Genomic DNA, 18,967 nt, shown 5'->3' with positions numbered 1-18,967 from the left:
TGATGCGAGACCCGGCTCGACGCTCTGCGTTCAGCGCCGTTCTGGAAGGCGTCCAGGGTGCGAGACTTCGAGCAAATCAACTAGGCTCAGAAATGCAACGCCGCGCCCTGAGACGCGGCGATTGCTCAAGAGCGGCCTGAGCGCAGGCCGTCTGGATCAGCCCTCGAACAGCATCAGGATCGAGAGGAAGAACAGCACCCACATCGCCGGGCGCACTTCCTGTGACTTGCCGACCCCTACCTTGACCACGACGAACGTCAGAAAGCCGAACACCACGCCGTGGGTGATCGAATAGGTCAACGGGATCAGCAGCATCGCCACGAAGGCCGGGATCGCGTCGTCGTACTGCTGCCAGTCGATGGTGCGGATCGGCGAAAGCATGAACACCCCGACCATGATCAGCGCCGGCGCGGTGGCAATCGCAGGAACCAGTGACAGCAACGGCGACAGGAACAGAAACGGCAGGAACAGCAGCCCCGCGACCACGGCAACCAGACCGGAACGCCCGCCCTGACTGATACCGGCCGCGGATTCGACGTAGGCGTTGGCCGGGCTGGTACCCAGCGGTGCGGAAATCAGTGCGGAAAAGGCATCCACCATCATCGAACGGCGAATGTTGCGCGGCTCGCCATCTTGGTCGAGCAGATTGCCCGCCTGGCACACGCCGATGAAGGTCGACATCGCGTCGAAGAAGGTGGTGAACAGAATCACGAAGATGAAAGGCCAGTAGGCCACCGACAGCGCACCGACGAAGTCGACCTGCCACAGCGCGCCGAAATCGGGCCAGGCGAAGATGCCGTGGAAATTGACCAGCGTCGGCGAACCGGTGGGCGACATGGCGCTGGCATCGCCCCACAGACGGCCGATGGGGATGGCGAGCAGCGTGGTGACGATGATCCCCAGGATCAGCGCGCCCTGCATGCGCTTGGCCACCAATACCGCGGTAATGCCGAGACCGATCAGAAACGTGACCAGGGTCGGCGTCATCTCGCCGAGCCCGACGACCGTCGCCGGATTGGAGACCAGCATGCCGGCATTGACCAGCCCGATCACGGTAATGAACAGGCCGATACCGCAGGCAATGGCATGGCGCAGCGTCGCCGGAATGGCATCGACCACGTAGCGACGCACGTTGAACAGCGCCAGCAGTCCGAACAGCACCCCGGACCAGAACACGCAGCCCAGCGCGGTCTGCCATTCGATGCCGGCCCCCAGCACCATGGTGTAGGTGAATAGCGCGTTGATCCCCATGCCCGGCGCGACCAGGATCGGGTTGCGCGCGTAGAGACCCATCATCACGCTGCCGAAGAAACTGATCAGCACGGTAGCCGTCAGCGCGCCGGCAAACGGTACACCCGCGCTGGAGAGGATCGAGGGGTTGACCACGATGATGTACATCGCCGCCAGGAAGGTCGCGATGCCCGCCAGCACTTCGGTCTTGACCGTCGTTCCCAGCGAACGTAGAGAGAACATTTTTTCAAGCACGCAGCAATCTCCTGGCAATCATGATTGTTATTGGTGACGCGAGCCGCTCGCGTCCGTGAATTTTGTAGCCGAGGATGGCCCCCGTGAAAAGTGCCGAGACGCCATTGGGTCAAAAAACCGGTCCGGGCTCGGCGAAACGACGGGTAGACGCCACCCTCGAGCGGCGCGCAGTATAGCGAATCCGCTCGGCGACGCCATCCGCTACCCTCACCCAGTATCGTTGTGCCATCATCGTCCCCATCGCCGCATGACGATGACGGCAGCAACGATCACGACAGGAGTCACCGCTCATGAGTTCGGAAATCCCGCAGTTGCCGCTGATTCTGGATTCGGCCACGCTGTCCCGACACCTCGAGGATCCCCATCTGCTGATCATCGACGTGCCTCTCAAGCCCGAAAGCTACGAATCGGGCCACGTGCCGGGTGCAGTCTTTCTCGACGCCCGGCGCCTGCTGGCAGGCTCGGGCGAAGTCCCCAACGACGTGCCCTCGGAAGCCGCACTGAGCGCACTGTTTTCCGAACTCGGGCTGACGCCGGAAACCCACGTGGTCGCCTATGACGATGAAGGTGGTGGCTGGGCCGGGCGGCTGCTGTGGACACTGGAGCTGATCGGACATCGTCGCTACTCGTATCTCAACGGGGGCATTCACGCCTGGCGCGCCGATGGCCAGCCGCTTTCCACCACGCCAGCCTCGCCGACCCCGAGCGAGTACGAGGCGGCCTATCTCAATCCCCAGGTCCAGATCCGGCGCGAGGAACTGCTCGAGCGTCTCGATGATCCGGCGCTCGCGATCTGGGATGCCCGTTCCGACGAAGAGTACCGGGGCGTCAAGGGCGACAACCGCCAACTCGGCCACATCCCCGGGGCGGTCAATCTCGACTGGCTGGAGGTGATGGACAAGGGTCGCGACCTGCGGCTTCGCGATTACGCCGAGCTCGTCACCGAGCTGGAAGCTCGCAGCCTGACTCAGGACAAGGAGATCGTCACTCACTGTCAGACCCATCACCGCAGCGGCCTGACCTGGCTTGCCGCCAAGGCGCTCGGCTACGACAACGTCCGCGCCTACCCCGGCTCCTGGAAGGAGTGGGGCAACCGCGACGACACTCCGGTCGAGAAATAGCTCGCGCTACTGACACCAGTAGCGCACATCGTGCCGTCTATTGCGCGGGCCGGGTAGTCTCGCTACCTTGTCCGCCTTCCCGCTCGTCCGTCTTTCAGTTAGTCCGCCTTTCCAAATATCGGGGTCGTCATCGTGGATCGCCAGGAACTCTTCGCCAGAATTCAGTACCCGCTACCTCACCACGCGATCTCGCGTCTGATCGGCCTGGTCGCCGACTGCCGGGTTCCCTGGGTCAAGGATCAGTTCATTCGTCGCTTCATACGCACCTACGGCGTCGACATGACCCAGGCTCGGGAGCCCGACCCGAACACCTACGCCTGCTTCAACGACTTCTTCACCCGCGCACTCAAGCCCGACGCTCGTCCCATTGGCGAGGGCCTGGTATCGCCAGCCGACGGTGTGCTGTCGCGCTACGGTCGTATCGAGCACGGCACTCTGATCCAGGCCAAGGGTCAGACCTATTCGCTGGGCGCCCTGCTCGGCGGTGACGTCGCGCGGGCCGCTCCTTTCCGCCAGGGCAGCTTCGCCACGGTCTACCTGTCGCCGAAGGACTACCATCGCGTTCACATGCCGATGACCGGAACCCTGCGCGAGATGACCTACGTACCCGGACGGCTTTTCTCGGTCAATCAGGCCACCGCCAGCTACGTACCCGGTCTGTTCGCGCGCAACGAGCGTCTGGTCTGCATCTTCGATACCGAGCACGGGCCGCTGGCCATGGTACTGGTCGGCGCGATGATCGTCGCCGCCATCGAAACCACCTGGGCCGGCCAGGTCACGCCGCTGAGCGGCCGCATCCAGACGACTCGCTTCGACGAGCCGATCGTGATCGAGAAAGGCCAGGAGATGGGCCGCTTCAAGCTCGGCTCCACCGTGGTGATGTGCATGGGCCGAGACACCGCGTTCGGCGCTTTCGACCCCGCAGGCAGCCCGATCAGCATGGGGCAGACGATGGGCGCCCTGCCAGGGACCGCGTGAACCGGCTGGCACCGGCTATCGGTCGGGCCGGTCCCGTACGTAGGGCCCCAGCGCCCGATCGATGACCGCTTCGACGAAATCCTGGTCGATCTCGCAAAAGGAGACCGACAGCCGGTAGTAGACTGCCCCGTAGATCAGATCCATGCTCAGGTCCGGATCGATCTCCGGGCTAAGCTCGCCTCGCTCGACGGCACCGACGATGGCTTGCCGCCCCATCTGGCGACGCGGTCCTATCCAACGCTCGACGAAGGCACGGCTCAGTACGGGGTCGGATTGGGCGGCGCCCAGCAGATACTGCAGCAAGCGGCCATGAGGGCCGTTGAGAACCTCGGCCAGCGCCAGCACGCTGTGACGGAAACTGGCAACGACGGGCAGTTCGTCATCGTAGGCGATGCTCGGCCCTACCGCCTCCAGAAAGGCATCCATGACGATGGCAACCGCGTTTGGCCAACGTCGATAGATGGTCGACTTGGCCACGCCCGAGACGCTGACTATCCGCTCGACGGTGGCATGGTGAATCCCTCCCTCCAGCGCCAGTTCCAGGGCTGTTCGCATCACCTCGGCAGACGCCGTGGCGCTGCGTGGCCGACCAGGGCGTGCAGGAGAAACAACGGGCATGGAAGACATCCTTGTCAAAAACAGCTCCTGAAAGATACGATAATATAGGATACGCAGCGTATCGTATCATTTTTTAGTAAAAAACTGTTACCCGCCGCCGCGACTCGGATCCCGCCGACCCCGATGTCACGGGCATCCCATCGTCGTTCGACAAGCATTGCTGCTCGAGCCTCATCATGGAGAGTTATGATGGAGAGTTATGACGTCACCATCGTCGGAGCCGGTCCCGCCGGGCTGGCCGCCGCCCAAAGACTCTCTGGTCAGGGACGCCGGGTGCTTCTCATCGACCGGGGTCCGGATATCTCGAGGCGCAACAGAAACGACGAAGCCGATCTGACCCAAGGCCAAGGCGGAGCCGGCCTCTACTCGGACGGCAAGTTCTCGTTCTTCCCATCCGCAACGCGGATATGGCAATTGCCGGAACGCGAGGCCTTGCATCGCGCCTACGCCTGGACCTGCGATCTGCTCGAATCCTATGGCATGCAGACGCCACCGTTCCCGGACAGAACCGACGTCTACTCGCCGGAGGAAGGCCGCTGGAACCTCAAGGACTACCCCTCCCGCTACCTGCCGCTGCAGGCGCGGGAAGAGATGGTCTTCGGCCTGGTCAATGGCGTCGATATCGACATCCTAACCGGAACCTGCGTGATCTCCCACCGCTACGACGCCAACGAGCAGCGCCATCACCTGCAATTGGAGGGTCCCGACCCAGCGCTCGGCGCGCTTGTCAGCAGGACACTGATCTGGGCCACAGGGCGTTTCGGTGCGCTGGACATGGGCAACATCGAAAAGGTCTTCCGCCGCCTGGAAGTCGGCTTCCGTATCGACCAGCCCAGCGAACAGGCTTTCTTCCAGACATTCTCCAATCTCGATCCCAAGCTGACACTGCAGACGGCCGAAGACGGTATCGAATGGCGCACTTTCTGCGCCTGCCGCAACGGCACGACCGTGCTGACCCGAACGCAAGGCCTGTGGACGGTATCGGGACACTCGGACGGCCCTCCCACGGCGCGCTCCAATGTCGGTTTCAATACGCGCATTCTCGACGAGTCGATGGCGCGGGAGGCGATTTCGGCATTACAGGACGCCATGGCCGAGCGGGACGCCTACTTCGAGATTCCCCTGTCAGCATGGCTGGAAGAGGACCCAGAGACCACGGCCCGGATGCGGCGCCTCTATGGCGACGCCGTGGCGTGTGCGATGCTGCAGGGGCTGCGCCAGCTCGTCGACAGCTTTCCCCGGATCGAACATGAAGCGACGCGCCTGATCGGCCCGACCCTCGAGGGCGTCGGCTGGTATCCCGGCGTCGACGGCCAACTGCGTCTGCCCGGACAACCGACCTGGGTGGTCGGCGACGCCTGCGGGCTGTTCCGGGGCATCGTGGCCGCCTTCATCAGCGGCCACTATGCGGCCAGTGCAGTGCTGTCGACCTTGTCGGAAGCGTCGCTACAGGAGAAACCGCTCTGATGGCTGTCCCCCTTTCCCGCGTGGGTGTCGGTGTCATCGTCACCCGCCCCGGCGGCGACCTGCTGCTCGGCTATCGTATCAAGGCCGGCGAAACGCCCACCTGGTGTCTTCCCGGTGGACACGTCGAGCCCGGGGAGACCTTCGAGGCCGCGGCACTGCGGGAGCTGCACGAAGAGACCGGCATCATCACTCGACAGCCGGTCGAGATATTCGCCTTCCTGCAACAACTGGACAGCGACCGCACCGCGATCACCGGCGCGGCGCTGATTTCACTCGGCGAAGAAATCGCCGAGCCCCGCGTAACCGAGCCGGATGTATTCGATCGCTGGACGTGGTTTCCGCAAAAGGAGCTCCCCACGCCGCTGTTTCCGGCCAGCGACGCCATGCTCAGCCTGTGGCAGGATAGGCCCTGCCCCGAAGGCTGGCGTATCTATCGCGTCGACTAAGCGAGGCATTACCTTCATTTTCGAACACTCAGGGAGCAGCCGATGCCACTGGAAATCTCCCGCAACGTGTCGATCCCCGACAACGAGATCGAACTGATTGCCGTACGCGCCCAGGGCGCCGGTGGCCAGAACGTCAACAAGGTCTCCTCGGCGATCCACCTGCGCTTCGACATCCGCGCCTCCAGTCTGCACCCCGGGTTCAAGGAGAAGCTGCTGGCCCTGAGTGACAAACGCATCACCCGCGACGGCGTCGTCGTGATCAAGTCGCAGGAGCACCGCACCCAGGAGTTCAACCGGGAAGCGGCACTCGTTCGTCTGAAACAGCTGATCAAACCCGTGATCTACGGCGACAAGCCGCGGCAGGCCACCAAGCCGAGCCGCAGCGCCAAACGCAAGCGCGTCGACAGCAAGACCCGTCAAGGGCAGAAAAAGCGCCTTCGCGGACGCGTCGATGACTAGATCGAGCGACAATTCCACACGCTAGCGATCAGCGCAGCGCCGTCATCAATCCCGCCATCAACCGAGCGCGCTCGACCAGACTGTCGACCTCGATATGCTCGTCCAGCGTGTGGATTCCTGCACCGCGCACGCCTAATCCGTCGAGCGTCGGCAGTCCCATCGCGCCGGTGAAATTGCCGTCGGAGCCGCCACCGCTGCTGGCGTGCGGCAGCGGCATCTTCAGCTCATCGGCAACCCTACTGGCCTGGGCGTAGAGCGATAGCGTCGCCTGGCCCGCTTCCCATACCGGCCGAACCACACCGAGCTTGACCTCGAAGCCGATCCCGTCGGCATCGCGCTGGGTGAGCGCCAGCATGCGTTCGATACCGCGATCCAGGTCGGCCTGACGCTTGGCCATGCTCAGCGCCTCGCCACGGCAGTTCGTAGAGACACAGTTGACCCATTGACCGCCCTGTACCACGCCAACACTGAAGGTGCAGTCATCATTGGTCATCGACTCGATCTCGGGAATTCGTGCAACCATCTCACGAATCGCGGAATGGCCATCCGCCAGCGCCGCCCCGGCATGGCTCGGCCGACCGTGAGCGAGCAGCTCGAAACGCGCGATCGCATAGCGCCCGGTGATCACACCATTGCCCGCACGCGCCGGTTCCGGAACCAGGATGTAACGATGCCTCGCCGCCTCGCGCTCGATCAGTTCGCGGGTACCGGGGCTGCCGATCTCCTCGTCGCAGGTCAGCAGCACATGGATCGGCAGCGCCATGTCGACACCCGCCTGCTGGAGCGCAACCACGGCGCGAAGCGCCGCATAGGTGCCGCCCTTCATGTCACAGATTCCAGGGCCATAACAGCGATCACCGTCGCGCCGAAACGGCAATGTCTCCAGCGTGCCGACCGGATGGACGGTATCCAGATGCGCCATGATCAGGATGCCGCCTTCGGCCTGCCTGAGATGCGGAAAGCTCGCCTTGAGACAGTCGCCCAGCCCCGCAGGCCCGGAAACGCGTTCGACGTTAGCCCCCATCGCCACGAGATCGTCCGAGGCCAGCGTCATCATGCGATTGACGGCAGCGATATCGAAGGTCGGACTCTCGCATTCGACCCAGCGCTGTAGCCCGGCCAGCATCTCATCGATATCGAACTCGAGGGTGGCGGCGAGACTCATGCGCTCATCGCCTGGGTAGCGCTCATCTCCACCCGTTCGTTGAGACGACGTTCAGCGATCCGCGCCAGCAGGCTTGCCCCGATCGGCAGGATTCCATCGTCGAGCACGAACGCCGGATTGTGCACCGGAATATCGCCGGCATGGCCAACCCAGCAGTAGGAACCCGGCACCATTTTCAGCATATCGGCGAAATCCTCGCTGCCCATCGCCGGTCGGACGAGATCGGCCACGTTGGCATCACCGACGATATCCCTGGCCGCGGCCGCCAGCGCCTCGGTCTGCTCGGGATGATTCTCCAGTACCGAGAAGATGTTGCGGATATCGACATCGATCTCGACCCCGTAGGCGTCCGCAAGCCCGGTGGCCAGCTCACGGATGCGTCCGTGGATCAGCGCGGCGACGGTGTCATCGAAGGTGCGAATGGTGCCGGAGAGCGTAGCCGACTGCGGAATCACGTTGTAGGCGGAGCCCGAGTGCAACTGGGTGACCGACACCACCGCTGCGTCCAGGGGATTGACGTTGCGGCTGACGATGCTCTGCATGGCCTGGGAGAGCTGCGTCGCCACCACGATCGGATCGCGGGCGTTGTTAGGCTGCGCGCCATGACTGCCCCGACCGCGAATGGCAATATCGAAGAACTCGGCGCCCGCCATCGCCTTGCCGGACATCACGCGGACCTGTCCATGATCGAGGTGCGGCGCATTGTGCAGCGCATAGATTTCGTCACAGGGAAAACGCTCGAACAGCTTTTCGGCGATCATCGCCCGCGCGCCGCCCAGCCCCTCCTCCGCCGGCTGGAAGACCAACATCACGCGCCCGGCGAAGTCCCGGGTCTCGGCAAGGTAGCGTGCTGCGCCCAGCAGCATCGTGGTATGACCGTCATGACCACAGCCATGAAAACGACCGGGGTGCTTCGAGGCGAACGGCAGCTCCGTTTCCTCATTCATCGGCAACGCGTCCATGTCGGCACGCAGCCCGAGCGTCCTGCCCGGCCCTCGCTGGCCGTCGATCAGGCCGATGACGCCGGTCTTGCCGATGCCGGTGTGAACCTCGAGTCCCAGCGCTTGCAGATAGGCGGCGACGATCGCGGAGGTACGCTGCTCTTCGAAACCGATTTCCGGATGGGCGTGAATGTCGTGACGAATCTCGATCAGTTCGTCGGTAAAGCCATCGATACGGGGCAACGTGGTCATGAGAACTCCTCGGTAGGGGAAACATCGGCATTGGCGAAAGTCGCGCTCAGGCGGGTTCGACGACAGGGACGAAGGGCCTGCCGAGAGGCGACGTCCGGATGCCTGGGCGAAGGCGTTGCCACGGCAGATCGGCCGGATCGACGGCCATCGGTCCGGGCGCGGCGCAGACCAGAATCGTCTCCGCAATCGGCGCGAAATCGGCCCGGAAATGCACCGAACTCTTGTTGACCAGAATGGCCTGCTCCAAGGGTTCGATGCCCACAGAACGATACATCGCCTGGTCCGCCATCTGCGCCTTGCGGCTGACCACCACGACACGTACGTCGCCGATTCGCAGGCAGGCGGATGGGCCCATGTCGAGACGCCCACCGCCGTAATAGGGGCCGGGCGCGACAAAGCGACCGTCCGAGAGCGCTTCGACCGTGAACTCAGCCTCCAGCGGCGAATCCCCTTCCACGCCGGAATGCCCGCCGAGCGCCAGCCGGATCACCGCGCCGACGCCCGCCTCGTGTGCGGCCCTGGCCGCGGCAGGATCGAACACGTTGCCGATCGCAGCGCGCTCCGCCCCGCAAGCGATGAGCGCTTTCAGCATGCCCATGGTGTCGGAGTCGCCACCCGCGCCGGGGTTGTCCTGGGTATCGGCGATCACCACTGGCCTTGCCGCGCTTTCCGCCAGCCGCATCGCCTCACGCACGCCCGCTTCCGGCTCGAACACTCGCCCCGCGAACGCCGGCTCCTGCGCCGCTATCCTCGCCGCCAGCCGACCGGCGGCCTGATCCGCACTCTCAGGATCGGTTCCGTACACCACGACGCAAGGGCCGCAGTCGGCGAAATCGGCGGCCGGGAAGCCGGTCAGGAACGAGATCGAAGGCAAGGACTCGCTCTCCATTGCCGCCACCTCGGCATAGAGCGAGCGGCACGGCTCCTGCGCTGTGCACTGCCAGGCGATCGGCATCAGAAAATCGAGCTGACGAAACGCCTTCGCCGGGCGGCTTTTGCCCGATAGCAGCCTCGCCATGGCAGTGGCGCAGCGGGCGCCGGTTGCCGCCATGTCGATGTGCGGATAGGTACGGTAAGCGATCAGCATATCGGCCTGCTCGACCATCGTCGGCGTGACGTTGCCGTGCAGATCCAGCGTGGCGACGATCGGAACCTCTTCACCCACAAGGGCCCTGACGCGACGCAGCAACTCGCCTTCGCCGTCATCGAAGTGTTGGGTGATCATGGCGCCGTGCAGATCGAGATAGACGCCGTCGAGCGGCATGGCTCTATCGATGGCCGCCAGCAGACGCGCCGCGATACGCTCGAAGGCATCCTGCGTGACGTGAGCCGACGGACTCGCCGCCGTCCAGAGCGTAGGGATCAGACTCCATGTCCGGGCTTCGGGGGCATCGATGAAACCGCAAAGGCCAATATTGCTATTCGCCACCGCGTCGAAGATCGCTTCGCCTTCGCTCAGCGGGGGCGCGCCCCCACCGCGCAAGAAGTCCTCGTAGGTCGCCGGGCTGGGCGCAAAAGTGTTGGTTTCGTGGAGAAAACCGCCGACGGCAATCCGGGGCTGTGACATGAACAGTTCCTTGAGTCCAATAAGTCGTGAAGAATCGGCGACTTCGCCATGTGGCACCCGGCCAGTCACTGATAGATGATGGCGGTCGATGTGGCCGTCGAGGTCTCTTCGAAGACGCGATCGAGAGGCCGGAATTCCGAAAAGTCCCAGTGCCGTCCGGGCGCCGCCAGCATCAGCGAGCGCGTGTAGGGATGTTCCGGCGAGCCCAGCACGCGCTCGGCCGGGCCATATTCCACGACCACGCCTTTCTGCATCACCATCACCTCGTCACAGATCTGGGCGGCGACACGTAGATCGTGGGTAATGAACAGCACGGCGATGCCGAGCCGGCGCTGAAGGTCGTCGAGCAGCTCGAGCACCTGGGCCTGGACCGAGACATCCAGCGCCGAGACCGCTTCGTCGGCGACCAGCACGTCGGGCTCCATCGCCAGCGCCCGCGCAATGGCGATACGCTGACGCTGTCCGCCGGAAAACTGATGGGGGTAGCGGTCCAGTGCATCTTTCGGCAACCCCACCAGCGCCAGCAGTTCGGCGGCTTTCGCCAGCGCCTCTTCCCGAGACGTACCGTAATTGACCGGACCTTCGACCAGACTGGTGGCAATCTTCAGACGCGGGTTGAGCGAGCGGAAGGGATCCTGGAAGATCATCTGGATACGCTTGCGATGGGGCTTCAGCGCTGCTCTCCCCAGGCTGGCAATATCCTTGCCCATGACCCTCACGCCCCCGCCGGTCGGCTCGATCATGCGCATCACGCAACGTGCGACGGTGGACTTGCCGGAGCCGCTCTCGCCAACGATGCCCAGCGTCCGCCCGCGCGTCAGGGCGAAGTTGATATCGCTGGCCGCGAGCGTCTGCGACGTCGCCTTGCCGGTCCAGCGCGCCCAGGCCGAGCGCTCGCCATAACGTTTCTCGAGTTCGATCGCCTCCAGCACGATTTCGCGGTCGGTCACGGCGCGTGCCGCTCTCGGCCGCAGACTCGGCACCGCCGTCAGTAGCTGGCGGGTATAATCCGTCCTGGGCCGTCGCAACAGCTCTTCGATGGGTTGCGTCTCCACGACCTCGCCATGGCGCATCACGCAGACACGGTCCGCGATATCGGCCACGACCCCCATGTCGTGCGTGATGAACAGCACCGAGGTGCCATGGCGCTCCTGCAATGCCTTGATCAGCTTGAGAATCTGCTTCTGCGTAGTGACGTCCAGGGCCGTCGTGGGCTCGTCGGCAATCAGCAGCTTGGGTTCGAGAATCAAGGCCATGGCGATCATGATGCGCTGACGCTGGCCGCCGGAGAGTTGGTGTGGCCAGCTGTCGAAGACACGTTCGATATCCGGCAACTGGACCTGGTCGAGCATCTCGAGCACGCGTTCGCGCCGCTGCGCCGAAGAGAGACCTTTCTGGTGCATGATCAGCACCTCTTCGATCTGTTCCCCGACCCGCATCAACGGATTGAGCGCGGTCATCGGCTCCTGGAAGATCATCGCCATGCGGCTGGCCCGCAGGTCCCGCAGCCGCGTCGAGGAAACCTCGAGCAGCGAATCGCCCTCCAGTTCGATGCGCCCGCCGGTCGCTTTCAAGCTGCCTTTGGGCAGCAAGCCCATCACCGCCAGCGAAGTCACCGATTTGCCGGAGCCGGACTCCCCCACCAGGCAGAGCGTCTCGCCCGGCGCGATCGCGAAATCGATACCCTTGAGGATGGGCTTGGCAGGCGACGACTGCGTCGCGACCTGGAGCCCTCGGATATCCAGCACCAGCGCTGATGCGGATCCTGAATGAATGACGTCGTCGCTCATTGCGCAGCTCCTCGCTTCTGCAGCCTGGGGTCGAGACGGTCACGCGCGGCATCGCCAAGCAGATTGATCGAGAGAATGCAGATCGACAACACGATACCCGGCCAGAAGATCAACGATGGCTTGATCAGGAAGTAGGTTCGGCCCTCCGCCATGATGTTGCCCCAGGTCGGCGTTTCGGTACCGAGGCCGGCGCCCAGGAAGGAGAGAATGGCTTCGGTCAGAATGGCCGAGGCGCAGATGTAGGTGCTCATGACGATCAACGGGGCCAGCGTATTGGGCATCAGATGTCGCCACATGACCGTGGGAAGGCTGCTTCCCAGCGATACGGCTGCCTCGACGTAGGGTTCTTCCCGCGCCGACAGCACCACCGAACGGACCAGACGCACGATCCGGGGAATTTCCGGAATGGTGATCGCGGCCATGACCGTCCACAGGTTGGCGCTGATCAGGGAGACGATGGCGATTGCCAGCAGCACGCTCGGAATCGCCATCAGACCATCCATGACTCGCATGATCACCGCATCCAGGCCGCGGAAGAAACCCGCGAGTATGCCGAGCGGCAGGCCGACGACGACGCTGATCAGCGCGCTGCCGATACCCACGATCAAGGAAATCCTGGCACCATAGAGCACTCTCGACAGCAGATCCCGGCCATAGGCATCGCTGCCCAGCCAGTAGGTATCGCTGGGTGGCTTCAGACGATCGGCCGGTGACATGTCGAGCGGATCGTGAGGCGCCAGCCAGGGTGCCAGAATGGCGATGATCACGATCGACGCCAGGCAGATGGCAGCGACGATCACCGCCCATCCTGGACGATGATGGCCTGGCCATAATCGCCATCGACGCTGTGGCGATATCGCTGCGGGGGAGTCGGGGGATGACAGGTTCATTGGTAGCGAATCCTCGGGTCAAGCAGCGCATAGGAGAGGTCGATGGCCAGGTTGATCAGCACGTAGACCCCGCTCGTCACCAGGATCAGTCCCTGAATCACTGGATAGTCACGCGACAGGATTGCATCGACAGTCAACCGCCCCAGTCCCGGAATGTTGAACACGCTCTCGGTCACCACCACGCCGGTGATCATCAACGCGAAACCGGTACCGATCACCTCCAGAATCGGCACGCCGGCGTTGCGCAGCGCGTGCTTGAACAGGACCCGCTTCTCGCTGGCGCCCTTGGCGTGCGCAGTACGGACATAGTCTTCACCCAGCACGTCGAGCATGCTGGCGCGGGTCATGCGCGCAATCAGCGCGATATAGATCGTCGACAGCATCAGCGCCGGGAGAATCGCATGCTGGATGAAAGGTCCGAAGCCATCCTGAGAAATTCGCTTGAAGCCCTGGACCGGCAACCAGCCGAGATCGATGGCGAAGATCTTGATCAGGATGTAGCCGGTCACGAACACCGGTACCGAGAACCCCAGCACCGACAGGGACATGATCGCGTTATCGATCAGGCTGCCGTGTTTCCAGGCCGCGATGACGCCCATCGGCACTGCCACGACTACCGACAGCGCGATGCTCAATAGCGCCAGGCTGACGGTCGGCTCGAGACGCTGCGCCATCAATTGCGTCACCGGAAGATTCGACATCAACGACGTGCCGAAATCGCCGCGCAGCAGCTCGCCGGACCAGTGGAAAAACTGAATATAGATGGGCTGATTCAGCCCCAGGGTTTCGCGGATGCGATCCAGTTGCTCCGGCGTAGCCATATCGCCGGCAATGATCGCAGCGGGGTCACCCGGCGAGAGTCGCAGCAGCAGAAAGACGAACAGCGCGACCACCACCATCACCGGTACTGCCGCCAATGTCCGACGCAGACAGTAGCTGAACATGAGCGTACTCCGTTGCAGTTCGCAGCAGGAACGGGACGCGACGACAGTCGCGCCCCTCCTCGATCACTCGGACTTGGTGATGTTCCAGAACACCGGCACCGGCGAATGCAGAATGCCGGAGAGATCGTTATTCCAGGCTGCGGGGATCGAGTACTCGCCCAGCGGGATATAGGTCACCTGTTCGAAGGCATGCTGCTGAATGCGCTCGGCAATCGCCTTGCGGTCATCGTCACTGGTGGCCTTGGCGAACTCGTTGCGCATCGACTCGAGTTCGGCGTCGTCCGGCCAGCCGAACCAGCCGCCGTCCTTGCCGCGACCGTTGAGCATCGGGTTGACCAGCGGATTCCATACCTCGGGGATATACCAGTTGGTAAAGAACATGTTCCAGCCGCCTTCCGACGGTGGCTGCTGGCTGGCGCGACGCGTCACCAGCGTCTGCCAGTCCATCGGCTGCAGATCGACCGTGAACCCGGCCTGGCGCAGCAACTGCGCGGCGATCACCGGCTGCGGGCTGACCGTGGGCGCATCGGTCGGCTGCATCATCACGACAGGCGTACCGTCGTAGCCAGCCTCCTCCAGCAGCTTCTTGGCCGCCTCGGTCCCGCCACCGGTCGCCAGCGAATCCGGCGCGCCGGCATCGGTCGCCAGCGGCGTCTGACAGCCATACATCGAGTCACAGGTGGAATAGAACTCCGGATTGCCGACCAGCGAAGCCAGGACGTCTTCCTGATCCATGGCCATCAGCGCCGCTTGCCGGATCTTGGGATCGTCGAAGGGAGGGTAGAGGAAATTGAAGCGACCGATGGTCTGGCTACCCAGCTCGTTGATCTTCTCGATAGTCAGATCAGGATTGGCCTGCAGCACTGGCAGCAGATCGACGGAGGGCGATTCGAGGAAGTCGATCTCGCCGGAGTTGAGGGCATTGAGCGCGGTCTGCGCGTCACTCATGTTGATCCATTCGACTCGATCGACGTTGACCACCTTGCCGCCGGCGGTCCAGCTGGCCGGCTCCTTACGTGGCACGTAGTCTTCGAATTTCTCATAGACGACCCGGTTACCGGGATCGTACTCGTCGGCAACGAACTTGAACGGCCCCGAGCCGACCTGATCTTCCACCGTCAGCGTCTCGTCGGGAGATTTGCTCGCGATACGCGCCGGCATCACGAACAGCGGCACCGACGAAGGCTTCGCCATCAGCTCGAGCACATAGGCAAACGGCGACGATAGCGTCAGCGTCATGGTCTGTGGATCGGTGGCCTCGACGCTGGCGACATGGTCCATCAGCATCTGGCCGCCGCCATCCCGCGCGGCCCAGCGCTTGAACGAGGCCACCGCGTCGCTGGCGGTCACTTCCCCGCCGTCATGCCACTTCAAGCCATCGCGCAGGGTAAAGGTGTAGGTCATGCCATCGTCGGAGACCGACCAGTCCGCCATCTGCGGCTGTGGCTGGAACTGGTCGTCCATGCCCAGCAGCGTATCCCAGATCATGTAGCCGTGATCGCGGGTGATATGCGCGGTAGTAGTGATGGGATCGAGCACCCGCAGGCCTGAATGCATGACAGCCCGAAGGGTACTGGCCTCCGCTGGAGCCGCAGCCAGCGACGAGATCGCACCGCAAGTGGAGAGGAGTGCCATCATCGCTATGCCACCCAGAAGACGGCTGCGCGCCATGGAGAAACGACGCGATAAGGGAGTCGCCATGAGAAACCTCGTTGTCGATCTTATGATTGTCGTTGGCGATACGGTCGGACGCGTTTGTTGTTGTTACTCCACTAGCAGGATCGCCCGACCCATGTCGCTCCTCTCCGAGAGTAGATCCCTTAGGGAGGAAAACAATACTTTCGTCGACAGGTTTGTGTTGCTTGAAAAGCAACACTCAAAGCATGCTTTGTCACTCTGACCTTTCGGAATCGTCTCCGTGGCCAATGACAACGACAAGTTCCCGACACACCTGAACAGCCGCTGGCTCTATTACCTTTCGCAGGCGCTCGACGCAGGCTCGATTCGCACGGCATCGGACCGTCTGGATGTCGAACCTTCCGTCATCAGCCGCCAGATCCGGCAGCTCGAACAGGCGCTCGGCCTGACGTTGGTCGAGCGTCACGGTCGCGGTGTGCGCGCCACCGAGGCCGGCGACATTCTGCTCGACTTCTACCGGGAACGAGACGTCGCCGAGCAGACGCTGTTCGGACAGCTAGCCGAGCTGGACGGCCTTCAGCGCGGCCATATCAGCCTGTCGATTAGCGAGGGGTACAGCGACCGACTGATGAGCGGCGTGATGAACGACTTCTGCGCCCGCCATCCGCAGTTGACCATCGAAATGAACCTGGCCAGCGTCAACGACGTGGTGCGCCAGGTCTACGAGAGCCAGGCACACATCGGCATTGCCTATGCGCCCCGGCTGATTGCCGGTATCGAATCGGTCGCCGCCGTCCGTCAGCCGCTCTGCGCCATCGTTCACCCCCAGCATCCGCTCACCCGGTTGCCCCAGCCGCTCGCTCTGGACGCCATACTCGAATGGCCCCTGGGCCTGGTGGGTCACGGCTACGGTATCCGGCAACTGATCGATGCCGTGGAGGTCCTGAGCAAGCGCCATTTCCATGCCAGCCTGGTCAGCAACTCCCTGGCGACACTGAAGCAGTACGTCAGTTCCGGCAACGGCGTGACCTTCATCGGCAGTGTGGCGCTATTGCACGAATTGCGACGCGGCCAACTGGTGGCGCTGGAAATCGATCATCCGGTGTTCCGGGAGGCCGAGTCCCACGTCATCGTGCGCCGCCAGCGGCCGCTCTCGCCGGCAGCCAAGCAGCTGCTAAGAGAGATCGTGACGCTTTGGCCCTTCGGTGAACGACGACGGGTGGAGTAGCAGCAGCGAGACGGCCGGTCAACACCGCGGCGTCGGGAACGCCATGACCTCGGCAAGGAATTCCTTGCCCAGCGCCAGCTGGATCAGGCGGTCGACACCCAGCGCCACCCCGCTGCCGGCGGGCAGGCCGTGCTCGAGCGCGGCAACCAGCCGGCGGTCGACATCGACGGCCGGCTTGCCCAGGGCGGTACGTTGCCGGTTGTCCGCGGCGAACCGCGAGGCCTGTTCCGCGGCATCGGTCAGCTCGTCGTAGCCGTTGGCGAGTTCGAGGCCGTGGAGATAGACCTCGAAGCGCGCGGCGACTTCGACCCCATCCTCGGGGTCGATCCGCTTGCGTGCCAGCGCCGCCTGGGAGGCGGGATAGTCGATCACCACATCGATGCCCTCGCCTCCCAGCGTCGGCTCGATGACCAGACTCATCAGCAGGTCGAGGCAGCCGTCGCGGTCGGCATCGTCCATCGACAGCGCGCCGATCTCACCGGCGCGTCGGCGCAAGTCCGACAGCGGCGATTGAAAAGGATCGACATCGAGATGATCACGCATGAGGTCCCGATAGCGGCGCCGACGCAGCGGACCGGGATCGCCGGGCAGCACCGTTCGGATCAGCGCCTCGCACTCCTCGATCAGCTCGGCCAGCGAAAAGCCGGGGCGGTACCACTCGAGCATGGTGAATTCGACATTATGGCGCCGCCCCACCTCGCCGTCACGGAAGCTGCGGGCGAGCTGGAAGATCGGCCCGCTGCCCGCCGCCAGCAGCCGCTTCATGTGGAATTCGGGCGATGTCTGCAACCACAGGCGTTCGCGACCCGCTGACGTCGTCGCCTCGAGCGAGAGCGAATCGAGATGCGGATCGGTGCTGCCGGCGTGGCCGAGAACCGGCGTCTCCACCTCGAGCACGTCTCGGGCCGTGAAGAAGGCGCGAATCGTCGCCAGCAGCCGCGCCCGCTGGCGCAGCGTCTCGATCGTCGCGGCGGGCGGCCAGTGGTCTGGCCGAGGCGTATTCGTCACGAGTGATAGACCTGGCTGCGGCCACCGTCGATCAGGATATCGGTGGCGTTGATGAATCGCGCTTCGTCACTGGCCAGGAACAGCGCGGTATTGGCGACTTCGTCGGCGTCACCCAGCCGCTTGCAGGGCAGCAGCTCGATCTGCCGCTGGCGCTCCCGCTCGTCGCACTGCGCCAGCCAGGCCTCGGCAGCGGGCGTGCGAATCAGCCCCGGCGATACCGAGTTGACCCGGATGCCGCGATCCGCGTACTCGATGCCGAGCGAGCGTGTCAGCCCGATCAGGCCGTGCTTGGCAATGGGATAGGGAAAAGCGCCGGGAATGATCTTGTGGCCATGAACCGAGGCGATATTGACGATATGGCCATATCCGGCCGTCAACATGCCGGGCAACAGGGCCTGGATCATGTGCCACGCGCCCTCCAGATTGATCGCCAGGCAGCGCCGCCAATCCGATTCCGGCAACGACAGTGGATCGCCGAACACGTTGACGCCGGCCGAGTTGACCAGGATATCGATACGTCCGGCCATGGCGAGCGCCTGCTCGACGGCAGAAGCGACGCTGACGGCATCGGCCACATCGGCTTCGACTCCGAAACAGCGCGTCTCGAACCGCGCATCGAGCCTTGTCGACTCGCGCGCCAGCCCCTCCGCATCGCGGTCCAGCATCACGACATCGGCGCCTTCCGCGAGAAAACGCGCGACCGTCGCCAATCCGATGCCGCTGGCACCGCCGGTGACCAACGCCTTGCGCCCCGTCAATCTGGCCATTCCCTGCCTCCCGTTCACGATCCGGCAAACCATCCAGAAAACGATCTAGCAAACATAATGCGATCGGCGAACGGCAGTCGATGTCGTCCCGGCCATCTCGGACCGTTACTTTAACGAAGAAAGGTCACTTTAACGAAGAAAGCCACGCGCGGGCGTGGCTTTCGAAGAAGCAATATCGAGGTTCTTCCGCGAACGCCGTGTTC

17 protein-coding genes are annotated in these 18,967 nt (G+C 63.6%); 6 read left to right on the top strand and 11 right to left on the bottom strand.

Features of this window, described 5'->3' with window-relative positions; all coding sequences use genetic code 11:
• Positions 1-156 precede the first annotated feature (156 nt).
• On the bottom strand, positions 157-1,473 hold the full coding sequence (locus DOM36_RS10155; protein ID WP_110643033.1) for an NCS2 family permease: 1,317 nt from the start codon (positions 1,471-1,473) through the stop codon (positions 157-159).
• A 302-nt stretch (positions 1,474-1,775) separates the two neighbouring features.
• Between DOM36_RS10155 and DOM36_RS10150 the strand changes: the two genes are divergently transcribed.
• On the top strand, positions 1,776-2,606 hold the full coding sequence (locus DOM36_RS10150; RefSeq protein ID WP_110643032.1) for a sulfurtransferase: 831 nt from the start codon (positions 1,776-1,778) through the stop codon (positions 2,604-2,606).
• A gap of 129 nt (positions 2,607-2,735) precedes the next feature.
• A complete protein-coding gene (asd, locus tag DOM36_RS10145) occupies positions 2,736-3,584 on the top strand; it encodes an archaetidylserine decarboxylase (protein ID WP_110643031.1) in 849 nt (282 codons plus the stop codon).
• 15 nt (positions 3,585-3,599) lie between these two features.
• On the opposite strand, the gene DOM36_RS10140 is transcribed toward asd, so the two are convergent.
• Positions 3,600-4,202 (bottom strand): TetR/AcrR family transcriptional regulator, encoded by a 603-nt coding sequence (locus tag DOM36_RS10140; protein ID WP_198651261.1) that lies wholly within the window; start codon positions 4,200-4,202, stop codon positions 3,600-3,602.
• A 186-nt stretch (positions 4,203-4,388) separates the two neighbouring features.
• On the opposite strand from DOM36_RS10140, the gene DOM36_RS10135 reads away from it, so the two are divergent.
• The 3 genes from DOM36_RS10135 to arfB are packed head-to-tail and all read left to right on the top strand — an operon-like array spanning position 4,389 to position 6,574.
• Positions 4,389-5,669 (top strand): FAD-dependent oxidoreductase, encoded by a 1,281-nt coding sequence (locus DOM36_RS10135; protein WP_157958621.1) that lies wholly within the window; start codon positions 4,389-4,391, stop codon positions 5,667-5,669.
• Entirely contained in the window at positions 5,669-6,115 is a 447-nt protein-coding gene (locus tag DOM36_RS10130) for an NUDIX domain-containing protein (protein WP_075569975.1), read from the top strand. Before DOM36_RS10135 ends, DOM36_RS10130 begins: the two co-directional genes overlap by 1 nt.
• A gap of 42 nt (positions 6,116-6,157) precedes the next feature.
• Positions 6,158-6,574 (top strand): alternative ribosome rescue aminoacyl-tRNA hydrolase ArfB, encoded by a 417-nt coding sequence (arfB, locus tag DOM36_RS10125; RefSeq protein ID WP_110643028.1) that lies wholly within the window; start codon positions 6,158-6,160, stop codon positions 6,572-6,574.
• Positions 6,575-6,602: 28 nt separating this feature from the next.
• Here the strand turns inward: arfB and DOM36_RS10120 are convergent, their stop codons facing one another.
• The 7 genes from DOM36_RS10120 to DOM36_RS10090 form a co-directional block, all read right to left on the bottom strand.
• Positions 6,603-7,739: a M20/M25/M40 family metallo-hydrolase gene (locus DOM36_RS10120; RefSeq protein ID WP_110643027.1), complete on the bottom strand. Its 1,137-nt coding sequence runs from the start codon at positions 7,737-7,739 to the stop codon at positions 6,603-6,605.
• Positions 7,736-8,932: a M20 aminoacylase family protein gene (locus DOM36_RS10115; RefSeq protein WP_110643026.1), complete on the bottom strand. Its 1,197-nt coding sequence runs from the start codon at positions 8,930-8,932 to the stop codon at positions 7,736-7,738. Before DOM36_RS10115 ends, DOM36_RS10120 begins: the two co-directional genes overlap by 4 nt.
• A gap of 46 nt (positions 8,933-8,978) precedes the next feature.
• Positions 8,979-10,499, bottom strand: coding sequence for a M81 family metallopeptidase (locus DOM36_RS10110; protein ID WP_110643025.1), 1,521 nt, complete (start codon positions 10,497-10,499; stop codon positions 8,979-8,981).
• A gap of 65 nt (positions 10,500-10,564) precedes the next feature.
• Entirely contained in the window at positions 10,565-12,289 is a 1,725-nt protein-coding gene (locus DOM36_RS10105; protein ID WP_110643024.1) for an ABC transporter ATP-binding protein, read from the bottom strand.
• Positions 12,286-13,089, bottom strand: coding sequence for an ABC transporter permease (locus DOM36_RS10100; RefSeq protein WP_198651260.1), 804 nt, complete (start codon positions 13,087-13,089; stop codon positions 12,286-12,288). The genes DOM36_RS10105 and DOM36_RS10100 overlap by 4 nt, the downstream gene beginning before the upstream one ends.
• Positions 13,090-13,175: 86 nt before the next feature.
• Positions 13,176-14,123 (bottom strand): ABC transporter permease, encoded by a 948-nt coding sequence (locus tag DOM36_RS10095; RefSeq protein WP_110643023.1) that lies wholly within the window; start codon positions 14,121-14,123, stop codon positions 13,176-13,178.
• Positions 14,124-14,186: 63 nt separating this feature from the next.
• Entirely contained in the window at positions 14,187-15,824 is a 1,638-nt protein-coding gene (locus tag DOM36_RS10090; protein ID WP_198651259.1) for an ABC transporter substrate-binding protein, read from the bottom strand.
• Between the two features lie 217 nt (positions 15,825-16,041).
• Here DOM36_RS10090 and DOM36_RS10085 point away from each other — a divergent pair, with 217 nt between their 5' ends.
• Entirely contained in the window at positions 16,042-16,989 is a 948-nt protein-coding gene (locus DOM36_RS10085) for a LysR family transcriptional regulator (protein WP_083941734.1), read from the top strand.
• Between the two features lie 18 nt (positions 16,990-17,007).
• Here DOM36_RS10085 and epmA read toward each other — a convergent pair whose 3' ends face one another.
• Positions 17,008-17,997 (bottom strand): EF-P lysine aminoacylase EpmA, encoded by a 990-nt coding sequence (epmA, locus tag DOM36_RS10080; RefSeq protein WP_110643022.1) that lies wholly within the window; start codon positions 17,995-17,997, stop codon positions 17,008-17,010.
• Positions 17,994-18,764 carry an SDR family oxidoreductase gene (locus DOM36_RS10075; protein ID WP_075569985.1) on the bottom strand — a complete coding sequence of 257 codons (771 nt, stop codon included), beginning with the start codon at positions 18,762-18,764 and terminating at the stop codon, positions 17,994-17,996. The genes epmA and DOM36_RS10075 overlap by 4 nt, the downstream gene beginning before the upstream one ends.
• Positions 18,765-18,967 lie beyond the last annotated feature (203 nt).

The sequence above is a fragment of the Salinicola sp. CPA57 genome (assembly GCF_003206035.1).
In the GTDB taxonomy this organism is placed as follows: domain Bacteria; phylum Pseudomonadota; class Gammaproteobacteria; order Pseudomonadales; family Halomonadaceae; genus Salinicola; species Salinicola socius.
This window is presented reverse-complemented; position numbering and strand designations above follow the sequence as displayed.